Origin of the sequence: Sphingomonas sp. (assembly GCF_017304635.1) — a bacterium.
Classification (GTDB): Bacteria; Pseudomonadota; Alphaproteobacteria; order Sphingomonadales; family Sphingomonadaceae; genus Sphingomonas.
In genome coordinates this window covers 380,155-397,246 of sequence record NZ_JAFKMA010000003.1, presented here as the reverse complement: position 1 = coordinate 397,246, position 17,092 = coordinate 380,155, and the positions used below count along the sequence as shown (strand labels likewise).

The window sequence follows — 17,092 nt, the reverse complement described above, 5'->3', positions numbered from 1 at the left end:
GCCCGAATCGCGCGTTTACCGGCACGTTTTGCGGGAGTATCGGGAACCGACTCGTTGACGCGGGGTTGAGCGAGTCGCCGGTCGTATTCGGCCATGATGCGTAACAGAAGGAAAAGGGGTTGTGGCTCGTTCGTCGATCCACCTGGGGCTCTCGAAAGCCTTCGTCGTAGCAGCTATCAGCTGCGCCGTCGTGCCGATGTCGGCCAATGCGTCGGTGGTCGTGACGTCGATGTCCAGCGAAGCGACGTATAGCGGCACCGTGGCCGCGTACAATTTCGAGCCGGCGCCGCCCTACGTCAACGGAGCGGCGGTCGCGCGCGACGCGAGCCGCGAGCACTTGCCCGAGCCGGCGACTTGGGCGATGATGATCCTGGGCTTTTTCGGGCTCAGCTTTGCCGTCCGCGGTCGCACCACGCGCAAGCCCCGCGCGCGCGTTCGCTACAGCTGATCGCCGTCAATCGAGTGGACCAGCAGGGCGGCGATAGCTGCCCCTTTTTCGTTGGGGCCGGTCAACCGCCGGCGAGGAAGTCGGCGATCGATCGCTGCCACGCGTCGCGATCATACTTGGCGAGCTTGGCCGGAATCCGCGCTTGCGTCTCGGCACGAAGCGTCGCCGACGAGCGGAACGCGTGATCGATCAGCGCGGCTAGCCCTTGCGCGTCCCCCGGCTCGCACTGTGCGACATCCTCGGTATATTCGACGGTCGCCGCACTCCGCGTCGCGACGACCGGCGTGCCGACCAACTCCGATCCGACGATGGTGATGTGCCCGCAACACGTCTCCGCCGACTTCAGCGGGACGATCGAACAGGCGGCGTCCTGCGTGATCCGCCACGACGTCGGCGCGTCGAGATTGGTGTGGACCGTGACGTTCGCCGGGATCTCGGGCAGCCGATTGTGCGGCCGGCAGACGACGAGGAACGGGATGTGCGGCAGCATCGCGGCGGCGCGCATCAGCGTGACGTGATCGCGCCCCTCGCCACCGACCGCGGCGACATAGTTGCCCGGTGTGGCAAAGGCATTGGTCGGCGCGACGACCGGCGTGGTCTGCGCCCAGAGCAGCCGCTCGAACCGCTCGATCGGCAGGCCGAAATGGGCCGAATAGAGCTCCCGTTCGAACGCGGAGAATACGATGAACCGCGTTACGTCCTCAAGCGGTGCCCAAGCTTTGCGATAGCGCGATCCCTGCGGCAGGTCGGTGAAGTTGAAGGTGAAGGCGAGGTGCCGCGACTTCCTGCCCCAGAACCGTTTCTGCCACGCCACCATCAGCGACACGCGCGGCATGTGCGACACGATCGGCTCGCCGTGCGACGAGGCCAGCACGGCCTGCGCCCCGGCGCGCAGCCGCGACAGTTTGGGCCGCGTGACGGCGCGTTCGATCGCATTGGCCGGCTGCGCGCTGATCTCGGTCACGCGCAGGCCCGGCGGGAACGGCACGAACGAGGTGACGCTGCCGTCGAACTCGGCGACGTTGACCGCGGCGGACGCCATGGCCGGTTCGCTCACGCCCGCTCGTCCCGGCGGCGGTCGGGACCGCGCACGCGGCGTTCGCGCGGGCCGCGCTCGACCGCGCGCAGGATGGCGCGGCCGTACGCCGTCTTCTCGTAGCGTTTGCCGAGCGCGGTCGCGGTGTCGGCATCGATGAAACCGTGCTCGAACGCGATCTCCTCCAGACAGGCGATCTGGATGCCTTGGCGATGTTGCAGTGTGCGAACGAACTCGCTTGCCTCGAGCAGGCTGTCGTGCGTGCCGGTGTCGAGCCAGGCATAGCCGCGGCCCATCTGTTCGACGAACAGGTCGCCCGCCGCCATGTAGAGCCGGTTGAGGTCGGTGATCTCCAGCTCGCCGCGCGCCGACGGCGTCAGGTTGCGGGCATAGTCGACGACGCGATTGTCGTAGAAATACAGGCCCGTCACCGCGCAGTTCGACTTCGGCACCGCCGGCTTTTCCTCGATGCTGATCGCGCGGCCGTCGGCGTCGAGCTCGACCACGCCGTAGCGTTCGGGATCCTCGACCTGATAGCTGAACACGGTCGCCCCCTGGTCGCGCGCGACCGCGCTCGCCAGCAGTTCGGGCAGGCCGGCGCCGAAGAAGATGTTGTCGCCCAGCACCAGCGCGACGCGATCGTCGCCGATGAAGTCCGCCCCGATCGTGAACGCCTGCGCCAGCCCCTCCGGTCGCGGCTGCTCGGCATAGCTGATCGCCAGCCCGATCGCCGACCCGTCGCCGAACAGGCGCTGGTAGTTGGCGAGATATTCGGGGCTGGAGATGATGAGGATGTCGCGGATGTCGGCGAGCATCAGCACCGACAGCGGATAATAGATCATCGGCTTGTCGTAGACCGGCAGCAACTGCTTGTTCACCGCCAGCGTCGCCGGGTGCAGCCGCGTGCCGGAACCGCCGGCGAGGATGATGCCCTTCATGTTACGGGTCCGATCAGTTCGTCGAGGATGTCGCCCAGCGCGTCCTGCCACGCGCGGGGGGTGATGCCATAGGCCTGGCCGATCGCGTCGTGCGACAGCAGCGAATTGGCCGGACGCCGGGCCGGCGTGGGGTAGGCGGCGGACGGGATCGGCTCGACCGTCGCGGATGGGCCGCCGCGCGCGGTCGACTGGCGGAAGATCTCGGTCGCGAACGCGGCCCAGTCGGTCGCGCCGGCATTACTGAAATGGAACGTGCCGGTCGGAGCGTCTTTGTCCTCCACCAGCCGGACCGCGATCCGCATCAGCGTGTCGGCCAGGTCGGCGGCGGCGGTCGGCGAGCCGTGCTGATCGGCGACGACGCGCAATTGGTCGCGGTCGGCGGCGAGCGCGAGCATCGTCTTCACGAAGTTGCGGCCGTGCGCGGAAATCACCCAGGCGGTGCGAACGACGACGTGCCGCGCGCCGCTGGTGCGGACTGCGAATTCGCCGCCCAGCTTGGAGGCGCCATAGACGCCGATCGGGCCGACCGCGTCGCCGGGCTCGTAGGCGCCGACCTTGTCGCCGGCGAAGACATAGTCGGTCGAGACCTGGATCAGCGGGATATCCGCCGTCGCGCAGGCGGCGGCGAAGGCGGCGGGGGCGAGCGCGTTGATCGCCCAGGCGGTGACTTGGTCGCTCTCGGCCTGGTCGACGGCGGTGTAGGCCGCGCCGTTGATGATCGCGGCCCAGGGGCGTTCGGTGACCTTGGCGGCGATCGCGGCGGTGTCGCGCATATCGAGATCGGCGACGTCGATCGCGACCACCCGCCAGCCCGCGGGCCAGTTCGCGCGCTGCAACTCCGAGCCGAGTTGGCCGCCGCCGCCGGTGACGAGGATGTCAGGCATCGCCGCTTACGCCGCCAGCCCGCGGCGCTCGGCCGCCTTGGCCGCGACCAGCGGCCGCCACCACGCCTCGTTGGCGAGGTACCAGGCAATTGTCTTCTCGATCCCACTCTCGAACGTCTCGGCGGGCGACCAGCCGAGCTCGTCGCGAATGCGCGAGGCGTCGATCGCGTAGCGCTTGTCGTGCCCAGGCCGGTCGGCGACCGAGGTGATCTGCTCGGCATAGGCGTGGCCGTCGGCGCGCGGGCGCAGGCGATCGAGGATCGCGCACAGCGTATGCACCACCTCGATATTCTGCTTCTCGTTGTTCCCGCCGATATTGTAGCTGCGTCCCGGCACGCCCCGCTCGAATACGGTCTGCAACGCGCGGACGTGATCCTCGACGAATAGCCAGTCGCGCACCTGGTCGCCCTTACCGTAGATCGGCAGCAGCTCGCCATCGAGCGCCTTGGCGATCATCAGCGGGATCAGCTTTTCGGGGAAGTGATAGGGCCCGTAATTGTTCGAGCAGTTGGTCACCAGCACCGGCAGTCCGAACGTATGCCCCCAGGCTGACACGAGATGGTCCGACCCCGCCTTCGACGCCGAATAGGGCGAGCGCGGATCGTAGGGCGTATCCTCGGTAAAGAAGCCGGTCTCGCCGAGCGAACCGTACACCTCGTCGGTCGAGATGTGATGGAAGCGGAATCGTGCCTTCGCGTCCGAGTCGAGCGACTGCCAATAGGCCAGTGCTTCGCCGAGCATTGTGTAGGTGCCGACCACGTTGGTCTCGATGAACGCGCCCGGTCCGTCGATCGAGCGGTCGACATGGCTTTCGGCGGCCAGGTGCGTGACGACGTCGGGCCGGAACTCGGCGATCGCCGCGCGCACCGCCGCCGCGTCGCAGATGTCGCCCCGCACGAAGCCGTAGCGGTTCGAGTCCGCTACCTGCGCGACCGTCGACAGGTTGCCGGCATAGGTCAGCTTGTCGAAGTTGAGCACGACGTGGTCGGTCCGTTCGATCAGGTGGCGGACCAGCGCCGATCCGATGAACCCGGCGCCGCCGGTGACGAAGATGCGCATCTGGGGAACCTCTTAGACCAACGGCGCCAGCGGGCGGCCGTCATAGCTGAACGGGGTGTCGAAGTCGGCGAGCAGGGGCTGCACCTTGTCCTTGTCGGACAGTTCGGGCGTCGTGCCGGCGGGGATCGGCCAGTCGATCCCTGCGCTGTCCCAGCGCACCCCGCCATCCGCCTGCGGCGCGTACAGGTCGGAGCATTTGTAGACGACCTCGCAATCGCGCTCGAGCGTTACGAACCCATGTGCGAACCCGACCGGGATGTAGAGCTGGTCGCCATTTTCGGCTGACAATTCGGCGCCGACCCACTGGCCAAAAGTCGGCGAGCCGCGGCGGATATCGACTGCGACATCGAACACGCGACCGCGGATGCACCGCACCAGCTTCGCCTGCGCGCGCGGGGGCGCCTGGAAATGCAGGCCGCGCAGCGTGAAGGCGGGCGCCGAATAGGAATGATTGTCCTGCACGAACACCGTATCGATGCCGAGTCCGGCGAACGTGTCGCGGTTGTAGGTTTCGGTAAACCAACCGCGCGCGTCGCTGTGGCGCTTGGCGCGGATCAGGCGGACGGGGCTGTCGCTCATCGTGTGTCGTCGTTCCTTGCGCGCAGCCGCCCTGTACGTTGAAGCCCCTGCGCGATCATCCTATTATTTCGGGTTAATCGCCGGCTTCGCGGCACCGAGCGTGCCTTTGGTCTGATCGGCCATCAGCTTGCCACCGGTTTCGTCGGCGCGAAGCACGCTGACCGGGGGCGCGGTCAGCGCCTGGGTCGGGTGGATCGCGGTGCCGAGCGCGTCGTCGCGGACGGTCGTGCGGTTGATCGGCCGGGCGACGACGGCGGGCGCGGGCGTCGCTCCCGTCAAGGCCAGCGCCGCGGCAGCATCGGCGGCCGAATCGCCGGCGGCGGGCGTCACGCTCGCCTCGGCCATCGCATCGTACGGTGCGCCGAACGCCAGCGGCCGGCCGAGCGGCCCGCGCATCGTGTAGAAGATATGCGCGCCGATCGTCGCCACCTTGTCCAGGCTCCCGGCCCAATAGGGCACGACGTAGTTGGCATGATAATGCGTCGCGAGGCCGATCGAGCGCTCGACACGGCCCGCCAGCGCGTCGCTCGCGATCCTGCGCGCGGCGATCCATCCGGCGAGCGACGGCTTGCGCGCGAGGCTGCCGTCGCAGGTGAAGCTGAACTGGCAGCCGGTGCGCTGTTCGGATCCCTGGAACACCACGCCGCAGACGGTGTGCGGGAAGATCGGGCTGCGCATGCGGTTGAGCACGACCTGCGCGACGGCGCGCTTGCCGGTGTCGCTCTCGACCGCCGCTTCGTAATAGATCGCCTGCGTCATGCAGGTGAGCGCGGCATCGCTGCTGCCCAGCGGCACCGTCGCCGCGGCGGGCAGGATGAACGGTCGCGCCCGGTCGTGAACGGCGCGATCGTTGGGCCGCGCCGCGTTGAGCATCACCGCATCGGCCGGCGCGATCGCGAGCGGGGTGTTGGTCAGCAACGTCGCGACGTCGCCGGTCGGCACCGGGGCGGGCGGCGGTACCGGCTGCGTCACGCTCGACCGGGGATGCCCGGCCCACGGCATCTTCGTCAGCCGATCGCTGCCGAGGATCAGCGGCACGACGATCACCAGCACGACGGCCAGCGCCAGCCACAGCTCGCGCCGCGTCGGCCGCCAGCCGCGCCGGGCAGGAAGGGTCAGCGCCGCCATGTCCTCACCGCGCCGCCGCCGGCAGATTGGCGGCGATCACCTGGTCGAGCGCCTGCGCCAGCTTCTGATCGTTGGCATCGGTGAAATGGGTGTCGGGCAAGTAATTGGACGGGTCGTTGGGATCGACCACGCTTTCGGAGCTCAGATACGGGATATGGTCGCGCTCCAGCGTATCGGCCAGCGCGCGGTGGAGCTGGTCACCGTAGCCGTAATTGTTGACGACGTAGATCACCGGCACTTGCCCGTTATGCCGCGCCATCGCGGCGAATTGCGCGATGATCGCATTGGCGACGCGCACCGCCTCGCTGTCGGCATTGAAGCCACGCGCGGTCAGCACGTCACCCGCCGTTTCACGGTCGCGGCGATTGATCCAGGCGCGTCGAGCAAGGCGTACCAGCGTCGAATGGTCGAGCCACGTCGCGCGGAACATCAGCGAGTCGTAGAACGGGTCGTAGCGTTCATACATCGCCACCGCCGCCGCCCATTTCCGCGGATCGTCTAGCGTCGCGACAAAGTCGGTGAACGATTCGTAGGGTGGGGTAATGACGCGCAGCTTGCCGTCGCCGCCGATCAGGTAGCGATCCTGCGTATAGGCGAGCGGGAAGCTAACGTTCCAGGTCATCGGCGTCATCGACGTGATCTCGGGCAGCGTCGACGACATGATCGCCAGCACCACGACCTTGCTCTTCCGCCCGGCGGCGTCGCGGCGATACGCGCCTAACGACCAGTTGGTGGTGGCGCCCGGCGCGCCGACGCTGCGCACCGCATAATTCGGCGATTCGTTATGCAGCGCCTCGGCCAGCCGCATCGCGTGGCTCATGCCGTAGACGGTGACCGGGGTCGCGCCCGGCGCGGCGGGTCGATCGGTCGCCTTGAGCGGGCTGTACCAGCCGGCCAGCGTGATCGGCGCGGTCGCGCTCGGGTCGGCACGCGTCATCCGGCGCACCCGCGCCTCCATCGAGCGGCCATAATCGAAGAACAGCTGCAGCTTGCCCGGATTGACGTCCTTCACGTCTTTCGAGAAAGAGAAGGCGACGCTCGCGCCGATGTCGAGCAGCACCAGCCACAGCAATGCCCAAGTCAGCGTCCGCCACGCGCGGCGGCGCACGGTCGTGCCGTCGGGCTCAGAACTGGAAGTAGATGAACTGTGCGGGTGCATTGCTCATGCCCATGACCAACAGGAAAACCATCAGCGCCATGAACAGCCCGACCGTCCAGGCGGGATAACGCTGGTAGAAGCGACCGTCGCCGCCGGCGCGATACTGGCCGATCTCCCACGTGCCCAGCACCAGGATGCCGAGCAACGCCGACAGCGGCGGCAGGCTGGCCGACAGGCGCAGGCCGCCAGCGCCAGTGAACAGCGTACGGGTAAACACGGCCACCTGATCGAACGAATGCGCGCGGAACAGCAGCCAGCCGTAGAGCGTGACGAGCCCGAAGCCGAGCGTCTTCGCCACCGCCTCGATCCGGCCGTCGGGACGATCGGGCCGCCCCTTGCCGTGTGTCATCACGCGGTGGATGCTGAGCGCGGTGCCGTGGAAGGCGCCCCACAGGATGTAGTTCCACGCGGCGCCGTGCCACAGCCCGCCGAGCAGCATCGTCAGCATCAGGTTGCGGCACGTGAACGCGAGGCTCCCGCGATTGCCGCCGAGCGGCTTGTAGAGATAGTCGCCGAGCCAGGTCGACAGGCTGATGTGCCAGCGGTTCCAGAAATCACGCGGGCTCCGCGCGAAATAGGGCAGGCGGAAATTGACCATGATGTCGACGCCGAACAGCTTGGCGGTGCCGCGCGCGATGTCGGAATAGCCGGAGAAATCGGCATAGATCTGGGCCGCGAAGAAGACGGTGCCGACCACGACCTCCAGCCAGCTGACCGATCCCGTGCTGTTGAAGATCTGGTCGACCGTCATCGCCGCGCCGTCGGCGATCGCGATCTTCTTGAACAGGCCGATCAGGATCAGCATCAGCCCGCGCGTCGTGTCGCCGAAGCTCAGCGTGCGCGGGTTGCAGATCTGGGGCAGCAGGTGACGCGCGCGCTCGATCGGGCCGGCGACGAGCTGCGGAAAGAACGCCACGAACAACGCGAAGTCGAGGAAACGCTCGGCCGGCTTCAACTCGCGCTTGTAGATGTCGATCGCGTAGCTCATCGACTGGAAGGTGTAGAACGAGATGCCGACCGGCAGCACGATGTTGAAGTGCCGCGGCGCGGCGGCGATGCCGACTTCGTTGAGCGCGCTGACCAAACTGTCGACGAAGAAGTTGAAATATTTGAACGTCGCCAGGATCGCCAAATTGACGCACATGCTGAGGATCATCGAATATTTGCGGCGCTTGTCCTCAGGCAGGCCCGAAAGCCAGCGGAACAGGAGCGCGGCAATCCCGAGCCCGAGCGGTAGATAGAGCAGCACCGACGGCATCACCGCGCTGACGATCGGCCCATCGCTCGGCATCCCGACGAGCGTCCGGCACAGCGCGCCGAAGTGACAGCCGACCAGCAGCAGCGCGCCGGCGGTCAGGAAGGCGAGCGGTTGCCATACCTGCGCCTTCGTCATCTTGGCGCGTTCGAGGATCAGCCCGGTCCAGAAATCGAGCACCGTCGACACGATCATCAGGAACAGGAAGCGCCAGTCCCACCAGCCGTAGAACAGGTAGCTGGCGACGAGCAGCATCCGGTTCTGCCCACGGAAGGGCAACCCGCGATAGAGCAGGTACACGATCGGCAGGAAGATCGCGAAAGTGAGTGAATTGAACAGCATGCCCCGCCCGCGCTTGTCCCATCAGCTGGCCGACCGCGCGTCGTCGGCGGTCGATGGGTGCGGGTATCGGGGCGCGGGCGGCCTGTCCACCGGCACGATCGTGCGGCGGCGGCGGATTCGGGACGTTAACCCTGTCCGGTGGTAATTCGAACGCCGTTTGGGGCGATATCGATAGCCTAAGCGACGGAGATCATTGTATTAGTGGCGTCGGGCGCAGTAACCACGTCGTGCCACAATCGTACTTAACGCCCCCAGTCGCCGTCCGTCAGTTGCGGAACGACGGATCGATCCGGTCGAGCTTGCGCAACAAGGCTGGCCACGCCAGTCGCTCGGCCAGCATCCCCATCCCGCCCGGCGCCGATTGCACCGCGACCTTTTCCTCGGTTCCCTGCGGCGGGTTGTTGAGGTTGTCCTTGCCCGCCGCCAGCATGTGGACCTGCGCCTCGCACGCGCGTTCGAGGAAATAGAGCCGCAGGAAACACGCCGCGACCGAGTTGCCCACGGTCAGCGTGCCGTGGTTGCGCAGGATCATCGCATGCTTGTCGCCCAGATCCTGGACCAGCCGCTCGCGCTCGTCGAGGTCGGTCGCGATGCCTTCATAGTCGTGATAGGCGACGTTATGCTTGGCGATCATCGCGGTCTGGGTGTGCGGCAACAGCCCGAACTCCATCGCCGACACGGCCTGGCCGTAGGGCGTGTGGAGGTGCATCACCGCTGCGGCATCCTCGCGCGCCATGTGGATCGCCGAGTGGATCGTGAACCCGGCCGGGTTGACCGGATGGTCGGATTTGCCGACCGGATTGCCCTCGACGTCGATCTTGACCAGCGACGAGGCGGTGATCTCCTCGAACATCATGTCGTAGGGATTGATGAGGAAATGGTGTTCCGGCCCCGGCACCCGCGCCGACAGATGCGTGAAGATCAGATCGTCCCAGCCGTACAGCGCGACCAGGCGATAGGCGGCGGCGAGGTCGACGCGCGCCTCCCATTCGCCGGGGGCCATCGCGGTGTCCTCGACCTTCGCCAGCGTCGCCATCGTCTCTCTCCGATTCTTTGTCGAAGCGAGCATACCGCGATTTCGAAGGCGAGGGGAAGGGGTGGTGCGGCGTGACGAAGCGGCGCCGTCGATCCTCTCTGGCGCGAGGCCGGCCGCGCTTCGCGCCGGGCGCCGACTAGCTACGCTAATCCGCTGCGCGAAGCGGTGGGGAGCTTCTGTTGCCCGGTGCTCCCCGAACCGCTGGAATCCCTTCTGTTGCCCGGTGGGTCCGACCGCGCATTTTAGAATAACCTTAGGCCGTTAGGCCTTGGGGTTACGCCGCAATAGCGAGTGCTTCGTTATCGTTGGCACTTGTGTACGGGCCGTCACGGTGGTCCCATTCCGAGCAAAAGAAAGCGCCTTTCAACACACGTCGATCCTGGTTCGGCCCCGTCGTAAACGGTGTCCAGATACACCACCTTATGGTGGAGCCGCCGGGTACTGCCCCCGGGTCCGCTGCGTCTATTATACGCCCTCATTTATCGCCATAGCCGGGCCGAAGCCCTTGCCCGCCCAATATAGGCGCGGGCGCGTAAAAGAAAAGTGGCGTGCCCCACGCCTTTACGTCGCCACATTGGTCCGCGATAGGACCGGCTCGATCATGTTGACCCAGCGTTCCCGTTACGCGCTTCGCGCGATGCTCTATCTGGCCGAAGCCCCCGCGGGCGGCCCGCCGATCGCGATGAACCGGATCGCCGAAGCCGCGAACGTGCCGCGCAAGTTCCTGGAGCTGATCCTGGGCGAACTGCGTGAGGGGGGGCTGCTGCACAGCCGCCGCGGCAAGGCGGGCGGCTATTCGCTGGCGCGTCCGGTCCACCTGATCTCGCTGGGCGAGATCATCCGCGCGATCGAGGGGCCGCTGGCGCTGGTGCCGTGCGTCAGCCGCACCGCCTACAAGCGCTGCACCGATTGCCGCGACGAGGCGACCTGCGCGATTCGCCACGCCATGGCCCGCGTCCGCGACGAGACCGCGCGGATCCTCGACGGCACCAGTCTGGCCGATGCCGTCGCCGAGGATCTGGTCGCGGCGTAGGTCCGACGCGCTCACGCGCGTGGGCCGGCACCGCGCTTCGGCACAACCGAAACCCGACGAATTAACCTTTCGCGCGCAATTCGTCACGAATCTCGCGGAGCAGCGCGACGTCGGCCGGCTCGGCGGCGGGCGCCGCGTCGGGCTTGCCCTCGACCTCTTCCGCCATTCGATTGATCGCCCGGACGATCAGGAAGATGATGAAGGCGACGATGACGAAATTGACCGCGACGGTGATGAACTCGCCATAGCCGAGCAGCGGGACGCCCGCTTTCTTCAGCGCGGCGTAATCGGTCGATCCGGCCAGGTTTGCCGGCACCTTTTCGGGATTGAGCACGACGAAATAGCTCGAGAAATCGAGCCCGCCGAAGACCTTGCCGACCAGCGGCATGATGATGTCGTCGGTCAGAGACGTGACGATCTTGCCGAATGCCGCACCGATAATGACCGCGACCGCCAGGTCCATGACGTTGCCGCGCATGACGAACTTCTTGAATTCCTTGAACATCCGCCGTCTCCATGCCTGAAACGAATGACAGGGTAGGCCCGGCCCGCGTGACCGGCAAGCACGGGCGCAGTGCTATACCCCATTGCAACACCCGGTGCCGGCACTACATTGCGCCCCGCCACGGGAGTTGGAGGGACCACCGATGAAGTTTCGTGCCATGATCGCGATCGCCGCCGCCGCGATGCTGAGTGCCTGCGGGATCAATTCGGTGCCGACCGCGGAAGAGAATGCGAAGGCGCGCTGGGCCGACGTCCAGAACCAGTATCAGCGCCGCGCCGACCTGATCCCCAACCTGGTCGCGACGGTGAAGGCCGCTGGCGCGCAGGAAAAGGACATCCTGGTCCAGGTGACTCAGGCGCGCGCTTCCGCCAACCAGGTCCAGGTCGCGCCGGGCGACCTGAGCGATCCCAACAAGATGGCCGCGTACCAGCGCGCGCAGGCGGGCGTCACGCTGTCGCTGCAAAAGCTGCAGGAAGCCTATCCCGAGCTCAAGAGTCAGGCCAATTACACCACGCTGATGAGCCAGCTGGAGGGGACGGAGAACCGCATCACGATCGCGCGGACCGATTACAACAATGCGGTCCAGGCGTATAATACGCGCATCCGTACCTTCCCCGATTCGATTGGCGCGAAGATCTTCTACGGCGCCAAGCCGCTGGTGCCGTTCCAGGCGACCAGCCCGGGGGCGGAGACTGCGCCATCGGTCAATTTCGGCAATTCGAACTAACCCTGGGATAGGGAGATCGGAGCCATGACGCTCCGCCGGTTCTGCGCGCTGCTGGCGCTCCTGCTGTTCGCGGCGGCGAGCCCGGCCGGCGCGCAGACCTTCCCGCCGTTCACCGGGCTGGTGGTCGATGCCGCCAACGTGCTGCCCGCCGACGTCAAGGCGTCGCTGACCGCGAAGCTGGAGGTGTTGCAGAAGGATACGAAGCGCCAGCTAGTGGTGGCGACGATCCCCGATCTGCAAGGCTATCCGATCGAGCAATATGGCTACAAGCTCGGCCGCGCCTGGGGCGTCGGGCTGAAGAACGCCAATAACGGTATCATCCTGTTCATCGCGCCGAACGAGCCCAAGGGGCATCGCGGGCCCCGTATCGAGGTCGGCACCGGGCTGGAGCCGATCGTCACCGACGCGCTCTCTAGCCAGATTATCAACCAGCAGATGATGCCACTGCTCCAGCAGCAGAAGGTGCCCGACGCGATGGTCGCGGGCGCCGACGCGCTGATCGCGCAACTGCGCGCGGCGCCGGAGGAAGCGAAGGCCAAGGTCGATGCCGCGACCGCCGATTTCGACCGCCAGCATCGCCGCAGCAATCGCGGGAGCGGCGAGGGCATTCCGTTCGGCGTGCTGATCTGGGTGATGATTATCGGTTTCGTCGTCCTGTCGGGTTTGCGCGGACGGATGCGCGGGCGCCGCTATTATGGCGACGGCGGTGGCGGGGGCAGTAGCTGGCCGATCATCCTGTGGGGCCTGAGCAACGCGCTCGATTCGCACGAGCGCGGCTCGTCCTGGGGCGGCGGCTCGTGGAGCGGCAGCGGTGGCGGCGGGTCGGACAGCGACGGCAGCTGGGGTGGCGGCGGTTTCACCGGCGGCGGTGGCGGCTCGTTCGGCGGTGGCGGAGCATCGGGCGGATGGTAAGCGCCGGCTTCCCCTTCAGCGCGGCCGACCGCGACCTGGTCGGCGCAGCAGTGACCGCGGCCGAGACCGGCACCGATGGCGAGATCGTGACGATCGTCGCGCGGCGATCGGACGACTATCGCGATACGGCGCTGATCGGCGGGGCGCTGGCGATGCTGCTGGTACTGGCCCTGCTCGCGTTCGAGCCGCGCTGGATCGATGCCGTGCTGGCGCCGTGGCATGGCGGTTGGGATGAGGCCCCGGGCGAAGGTGTGCGGTTGCTGGTGGTGCTGGTCGTGCAGGTCGCGGCGTTCGCGCTGGCTTGGGCGGCGTTGCGGGCGCCGGCGCTGCGACTGGCGGTCACGCCCGACCATACCAAGGCGCGGCGAGTACAACGCCGCGCCGTGCAGCACTTCAAGGTCGGCGCCGAAAGCCGCACCGCGGCGCGGGTCGGTGTGTTGCTGTTCCTGTCGCTCGACGAACGCCGGGCGGAGATTGTCGCCGATGCCGCGATCCACGCCAAGGTCCCCGCGGAACGCTGGGGCGAGGCGATGGCGGCGCTGCTGGTCGAAGTCCGCGCCGGCCGGCCCGCGCACGGAATGGCGGCGGCGGTCGCGCGGATCGGCGCGATCGTCGGCGAGCATTTCCCCAAGACCGCCGACGACGTCAACGAGCTGCCCGACCGACTGATCGAATTGTGAGCGCGCCCGACCACGACGCGCCTGAACGGACGATGTGGGCGGGCAAGTTCCTGGCGATCAAGAAACGCGGCCGCTGGGAGTATGTCGGCCGCACCGGCGGCGTCCAGGCAGCAGTGATCCTCGCGATCGACGCCGGTGACGATGATGGGGGCTGCGTCATCCTGGTCGAGCAATATCGCGTGCCGATCGGCGGTTATTGCCTCGAACTGCCCGCGGGATTGGTCGGGGACGAGCAGGCCGGTGAAAGTGTCGAGGATTCGGCGGCCCGCGAACTGGAAGAGGAAACCGGCTATCGCGCGGCGCGGCTGACCTCGCTCGGCACTTTTTACTCGTCGCCCGGCATGGTCAGCGAGTGTTTCACGCTCGTCCGCGCCGAGGGGCTGGCCAAGATCGGCGATGGCGGCGGCACCGCCGACGAGAACATCATTGTCCACCGCGTACCGCTCGATCGCTTGTCGGCGTTCGTCGCCGAGCGCCGCGCGGCTGGCGTCGCGATGGACGTCAAGCTGCTGATGCTGCTCGGTGCAGGAATGCTCGCCTAGCGGAAATTGTCCGCGTAGGCTTGCAGCTTCAGCGTCCTGGTCGGGGTCGGCTGCACGGTGAAGGCCAGCCCGGCCTTTTCGGCATAGGCGATCGCCGCCTCGACCGTCGCGAACCCCAGCCGGACCTGTTCGCGCGTGTCACCCGACCCGGCCCAGCCGGTCAGCGGGTCGGCGCGCTTCGCCTCGGCGGGCTCGAATTCGAGCACCCAGCGGTCGGTCCGCGCGCGGCCGGACTGCATGGCGTTCTTGGGGCGCTGATAGATACGGGCGATAGGCATGTGAGCGCTCTACCGTTTCTTTGCGGCCCTTGCATCAGCGTTTTTGGTGCGCAGCGTAGGGTTCGCGCCCGCCGGATCGTCCGGCCAAGGGTGGCGGGGATAGCGGCCGCGCATCTCCTTCGCGACCGCCGCCCAGCTGCCGGACCAGAAACCCGGCAGGTCGCGCGTGGTCTGGATCGGCCGGCCGGCCGGCGAGGTCAGGCTGAGCACCAGCGGCACCGCGCCGCCGGCCACGCTCGGATGCACGGCGAGGCCGAACAGCGCCTGCGGGCGCAGCTCGACGGTCGGGCCGGCCTCGGCAGCGTAGTCGATCGCGGCGCTCGACCCTGCCGGTGTGTCGAGCCGTGCCGGCGCGATGCGGTCGAGCGCGCGCATCGCGTCCCAGCCGATTAGGGCACGCAACGTTTCCGCCAATTCGCCGTCGCCGATCTGCCCGAGCCGCCGCTTGCCGGCGACCACGGCGGGCAGCCATTCATCGAGGCGGTCGGCGAGGGCGTCGTCGTCGAGTTTACCGTCCCAGCCATGCCGCGCAGCGAACACGGCGCGCGCGCGCAACGCCGCCGACGCGTCGCCCCAGGGCAGCAGCGCAAGGCCATGCTCGCGCACGCCCGCGACCAGCGCGGCGGCGATCGCGGTCGGATCGGCGGCCGGATCGGGGCCGCTCGCCAACACGATCGCGCCGAGCCGTCGCTCGCGGACCGCCTCGACACCCCCCGTCGCGGGATCGAACGCGAAGCGGCGGCGAGTCTCGATCCGCTCGACGAACAGGGTCTCGACGGTCGGCTGGTCGATCGTCGCTGCCGACAGGATCCGCGCGCCGGCGGCGATGCCCTGCGTCTCCGCGACCGCGAGCCATTCGGCACTGGTGAGGGGATCGGTCGGATCGAGCCGGAACCCACGTCCGCCGACCGACACCCAGCGCTCGCCGCTCGCGTCGCGCCGCCGCGCCACGCGATCGGGAAAGGCAAGGGCGATGGCGATATTTACGCCGTCACTGTCGCGAAAGCGGGAGCCGATCTCCCGCCCTGCATCGTCTACTGAAACGGCAGGAGCTGGCTCCCCGCTTTCGCGGGGATGACGGATGAGGCTGACCCATCGTTCCGCCAGCCGCCGCGCACCGTCCGCCCTCGGCCCGCGCTCGCCGCGAAATCGACGCACGCGCGTTTCCAGGTCGGTCCCCGGTCCACCGAGTCCGCGCTCGCCGAGCAGCACCGCGACGTCGGCCGCGTCCCGCGACAAGCCCATCTCGCCGGCGCGGACCAGCATGTGCGCCAGTCGCGGCGCCATCGGCAGCCTGGCGATCGCCCGGCCGTGCGAAGTAGGGCGGCCATCCGCGTCCAGTGCCTCCAACGTCGCCAGCCGCGCCCGTGCTTCCATCACCGCAGCCTCCGGCGGCGGATCGAGCCACCGCAACGCGCGCGGATCGGCAACGCCCCAGATCGCGCAGTCGAGCACTAGTGCCGACAAATCGGCTTCGAGTATCTCCGGCGGGTCGAACCGTGGCAGGCCGGCGGTCGCCGCTTCTTCCCACAAGCGATATGCGACGCCCGGCCCTTGTCGCGCCGCCCGCCCGGCCCGCTGCGTCGCCGCCGCCTGGCTCGCGCGTTCGGTCACCAGCCGGGTCATCCCCGCCGCGCGGTCGTAGCGCGGGCGCCGCGCCAGCCCCGAATCGACCACGACGCGGATCCCGTCGAGCGTCAGGCTGGTCTCGGCGATGCTGGTCGCGAGGACGAGCTTGCGTGTCGCTTCGGGCGCGATCGCGGCGCGCTGGGCGGCGGGCGGCACCTGGCCGTGGAGCTTGTGCAGCACTATGCCGGGCACGTCGCCAAGCCGCTCGGCGGTCCGTTCGATCTCTGCGACGCCGGGCAGGAAGGCGAGCACGCCGCCGCTTTCCTCGCGCAAAACCAGCCGGATCGCGCTCGCCACCTCGTCTTCGATCCGCGCTTCGCCGCGCCGGCCGAGATAGCGCAGGTCGAGCGGATGGTTCCGCCCCGCGCTCTCGATCACCGGCGCGTCGCCGAGCAACGTGGCGAACCGGACGCCGTCCAGCGTCGCCGACATCGCGACGATTCGCAGGTCGGGACGCAGCGCGCCCTGCGCATCGAGCGCGAGCGCGAGGCCGAAATCCGAATCGAGGCTGCGTTCGTGCACTTCGTCGAACAACACCGCCGACACCCCTGCCAGTTCGGGATCGGCCTGGATCCGCGCGACGAAGATGCCCTCGGTCACCACCGTCACGCGAGTCGCGGCCGACCGCTTGCTGTCCATCCGCGTAGCGTAGCCGAAGGTGCGGCCGACGGGTTCTCCGGCCAGCGCCGCCATGCGTTCGGCCGCGGCGCGCGCGGCGATGCGACGTGGGCTCAGTAGCAGAACCTCGCCGCGGCACCACGCCTCGCCTAGCAAGGCTGGCGCCACTGCGGTCGTCTTGCCCGCACCGGGCGGCGCGACCAGTACGGCGTTCGACCGCGCGGACAGGCTTGCCAGCAGGTCGGGCAGCACGGCCAGGACGGGAAGTTGCTCGGTCACGCTCGCGTCCTAGTATCACACGCCC

Annotated in this window: 18 protein-coding genes and 1 other RNA gene; 6 read left to right on the top strand and 13 right to left on the bottom strand. The window is 67.9% G+C overall.

Going from position 1 to position 17,092, the window contains the following annotated elements; all coding sequences use genetic code 11:
• Positions 1 to 121: 121 nt before the first annotated feature.
• Complete coding sequence (locus tag J0I47_RS11555; protein ID WP_294047141.1) at positions 122 to 448, top strand: PEP-CTERM sorting domain-containing protein; 327 nt, start codon at positions 122 to 124, stop codon at positions 446 to 448.
• A gap of 61 nt (positions 449 to 509) precedes the next feature.
• Here the strand turns inward: J0I47_RS11555 and J0I47_RS11550 are convergent, their stop codons facing one another.
• From J0I47_RS11550 to ssrA, 10 genes are all read right to left on the bottom strand, one after another.
• Positions 510 to 1,505 carry a hypothetical protein gene (locus J0I47_RS11550; RefSeq protein ID WP_294047140.1) on the bottom strand — a complete coding sequence of 332 codons (996 nt, stop codon included), beginning with the start codon at positions 1,503 to 1,505 and terminating at the stop codon, positions 510 to 512.
• Positions 1,502 to 2,422 (bottom strand): glucose-1-phosphate thymidylyltransferase RfbA, encoded by a 921-nt coding sequence (rfbA, locus tag J0I47_RS11545; RefSeq protein WP_294047139.1) that lies wholly within the window; start codon positions 2,420 to 2,422, stop codon positions 1,502 to 1,504. Before rfbA ends, J0I47_RS11550 begins: the two co-directional genes overlap by 4 nt.
• Positions 2,419 to 3,306 (bottom strand): dTDP-4-dehydrorhamnose reductase, encoded by an 888-nt coding sequence (gene rfbD, locus J0I47_RS11540; protein ID WP_294047138.1) that lies wholly within the window; start codon positions 3,304 to 3,306, stop codon positions 2,419 to 2,421. The genes rfbA and rfbD overlap by 4 nt, the downstream gene beginning before the upstream one ends.
• Before the next feature lie 6 nt (positions 3,307 to 3,312).
• On the bottom strand, positions 3,313 to 4,365 hold the full coding sequence (gene rfbB / locus J0I47_RS11535) for a dTDP-glucose 4,6-dehydratase (RefSeq protein WP_294047137.1): 1,053 nt from the start codon (positions 4,363 to 4,365) through the stop codon (positions 3,313 to 3,315).
• Between the two features lie 12 nt (positions 4,366 to 4,377).
• Positions 4,378 to 4,944 carry a dTDP-4-dehydrorhamnose 3,5-epimerase gene (gene rfbC / locus J0I47_RS11530; protein WP_294047136.1) on the bottom strand — a complete coding sequence of 189 codons (567 nt, stop codon included), beginning with the start codon at positions 4,942 to 4,944 and terminating at the stop codon, positions 4,378 to 4,380.
• A 63-nt stretch (positions 4,945 to 5,007) separates the two neighbouring features.
• Positions 5,008 to 6,072, bottom strand: coding sequence for a cell wall hydrolase (locus tag J0I47_RS11525; protein WP_294047135.1), 1,065 nt, complete (start codon positions 6,070 to 6,072; stop codon positions 5,008 to 5,010).
• A gap of 4 nt (positions 6,073 to 6,076) precedes the next feature.
• Positions 6,077 to 7,180, bottom strand: coding sequence for a hypothetical protein (locus J0I47_RS11520; RefSeq protein WP_294047134.1), 1,104 nt, complete (start codon positions 7,178 to 7,180; stop codon positions 6,077 to 6,079).
• Positions 7,181 to 7,196: 16 nt separating this feature from the next.
• Entirely contained in the window at positions 7,197 to 8,828 is a 1,632-nt protein-coding gene (locus J0I47_RS11515) for an MBOAT family O-acyltransferase (protein ID WP_294047133.1), read from the bottom strand.
• 265 nt (positions 8,829 to 9,093) lie between these two features.
• Entirely contained in the window at positions 9,094 to 9,864 is a 771-nt protein-coding gene (locus J0I47_RS11510; protein WP_294047132.1) for a class II aldolase/adducin family protein, read from the bottom strand.
• A 164-nt stretch (positions 9,865 to 10,028) separates the two neighbouring features.
• Positions 10,029 to 10,411: a transfer-messenger RNA gene (gene ssrA, locus J0I47_RS11505) on the bottom strand.
• A 54-nt stretch (positions 10,412 to 10,465) separates the two neighbouring features.
• Here ssrA and J0I47_RS11500 point away from each other — a divergent pair.
• Positions 10,466 to 10,897: an Rrf2 family transcriptional regulator gene (locus J0I47_RS11500; RefSeq protein ID WP_294047131.1), complete on the top strand. Its 432-nt coding sequence runs from the start codon at positions 10,466 to 10,468 to the stop codon at positions 10,895 to 10,897.
• Positions 10,898 to 10,958: 61 nt separating this feature from the next.
• Here the strand turns inward: J0I47_RS11500 and mscL are convergent, their stop codons facing one another.
• Positions 10,959 to 11,402, bottom strand: a complete 444-nt coding sequence (gene mscL, locus J0I47_RS11495) for a large conductance mechanosensitive channel protein MscL (RefSeq protein ID WP_294047130.1) — start codon at positions 11,400 to 11,402, stop codon at positions 10,959 to 10,961.
• Positions 11,403 to 11,544: 142 nt separating this feature from the next.
• Here mscL and J0I47_RS11490 point away from each other — a divergent pair, with 142 nt between their 5' ends.
• From J0I47_RS11490 to J0I47_RS11475, 4 genes are read left to right on the top strand one after another with little or no spacing between them, the layout of a single operon-like run.
• Positions 11,545 to 12,129 (top strand): LemA family protein, encoded by a 585-nt coding sequence (locus J0I47_RS11490; RefSeq protein WP_294047129.1) that lies wholly within the window; start codon positions 11,545 to 11,547, stop codon positions 12,127 to 12,129.
• Between the two features lie 24 nt (positions 12,130 to 12,153).
• Positions 12,154 to 13,041, top strand: a complete 888-nt coding sequence (locus tag J0I47_RS11485) for a YgcG family protein (protein ID WP_294047128.1) — start codon at positions 12,154 to 12,156, stop codon at positions 13,039 to 13,041.
• Positions 13,035 to 13,721: a hypothetical protein gene (locus J0I47_RS11480; RefSeq protein WP_294047127.1), complete on the top strand. Its 687-nt coding sequence runs from the start codon at positions 13,035 to 13,037 to the stop codon at positions 13,719 to 13,721. The genes J0I47_RS11485 and J0I47_RS11480 overlap by 7 nt, the downstream gene beginning before the upstream one ends.
• On the top strand, positions 13,718 to 14,263 hold the full coding sequence (locus tag J0I47_RS11475; protein ID WP_294047126.1) for an NUDIX hydrolase: 546 nt from the start codon (positions 13,718 to 13,720) through the stop codon (positions 14,261 to 14,263). The genes J0I47_RS11480 and J0I47_RS11475 overlap by 4 nt, the downstream gene beginning before the upstream one ends.
• Here the strand turns inward: J0I47_RS11475 and J0I47_RS11470 are convergent.
• Positions 14,260 to 14,541, bottom strand: coding sequence for an ETC complex I subunit (locus J0I47_RS11470; RefSeq protein ID WP_294047125.1), 282 nt, complete (start codon positions 14,539 to 14,541; stop codon positions 14,260 to 14,262). The genes J0I47_RS11475 and J0I47_RS11470 overlap by 4 nt on opposite strands.
• 9 nt (positions 14,542 to 14,550) lie before the next feature.
• Entirely contained in the window at positions 14,551 to 17,067 is a 2,517-nt protein-coding gene (hrpB, locus tag J0I47_RS11465) for an ATP-dependent helicase HrpB (RefSeq protein WP_294047124.1), read from the bottom strand.
• Positions 17,068 to 17,092 lie beyond the last annotated feature (25 nt).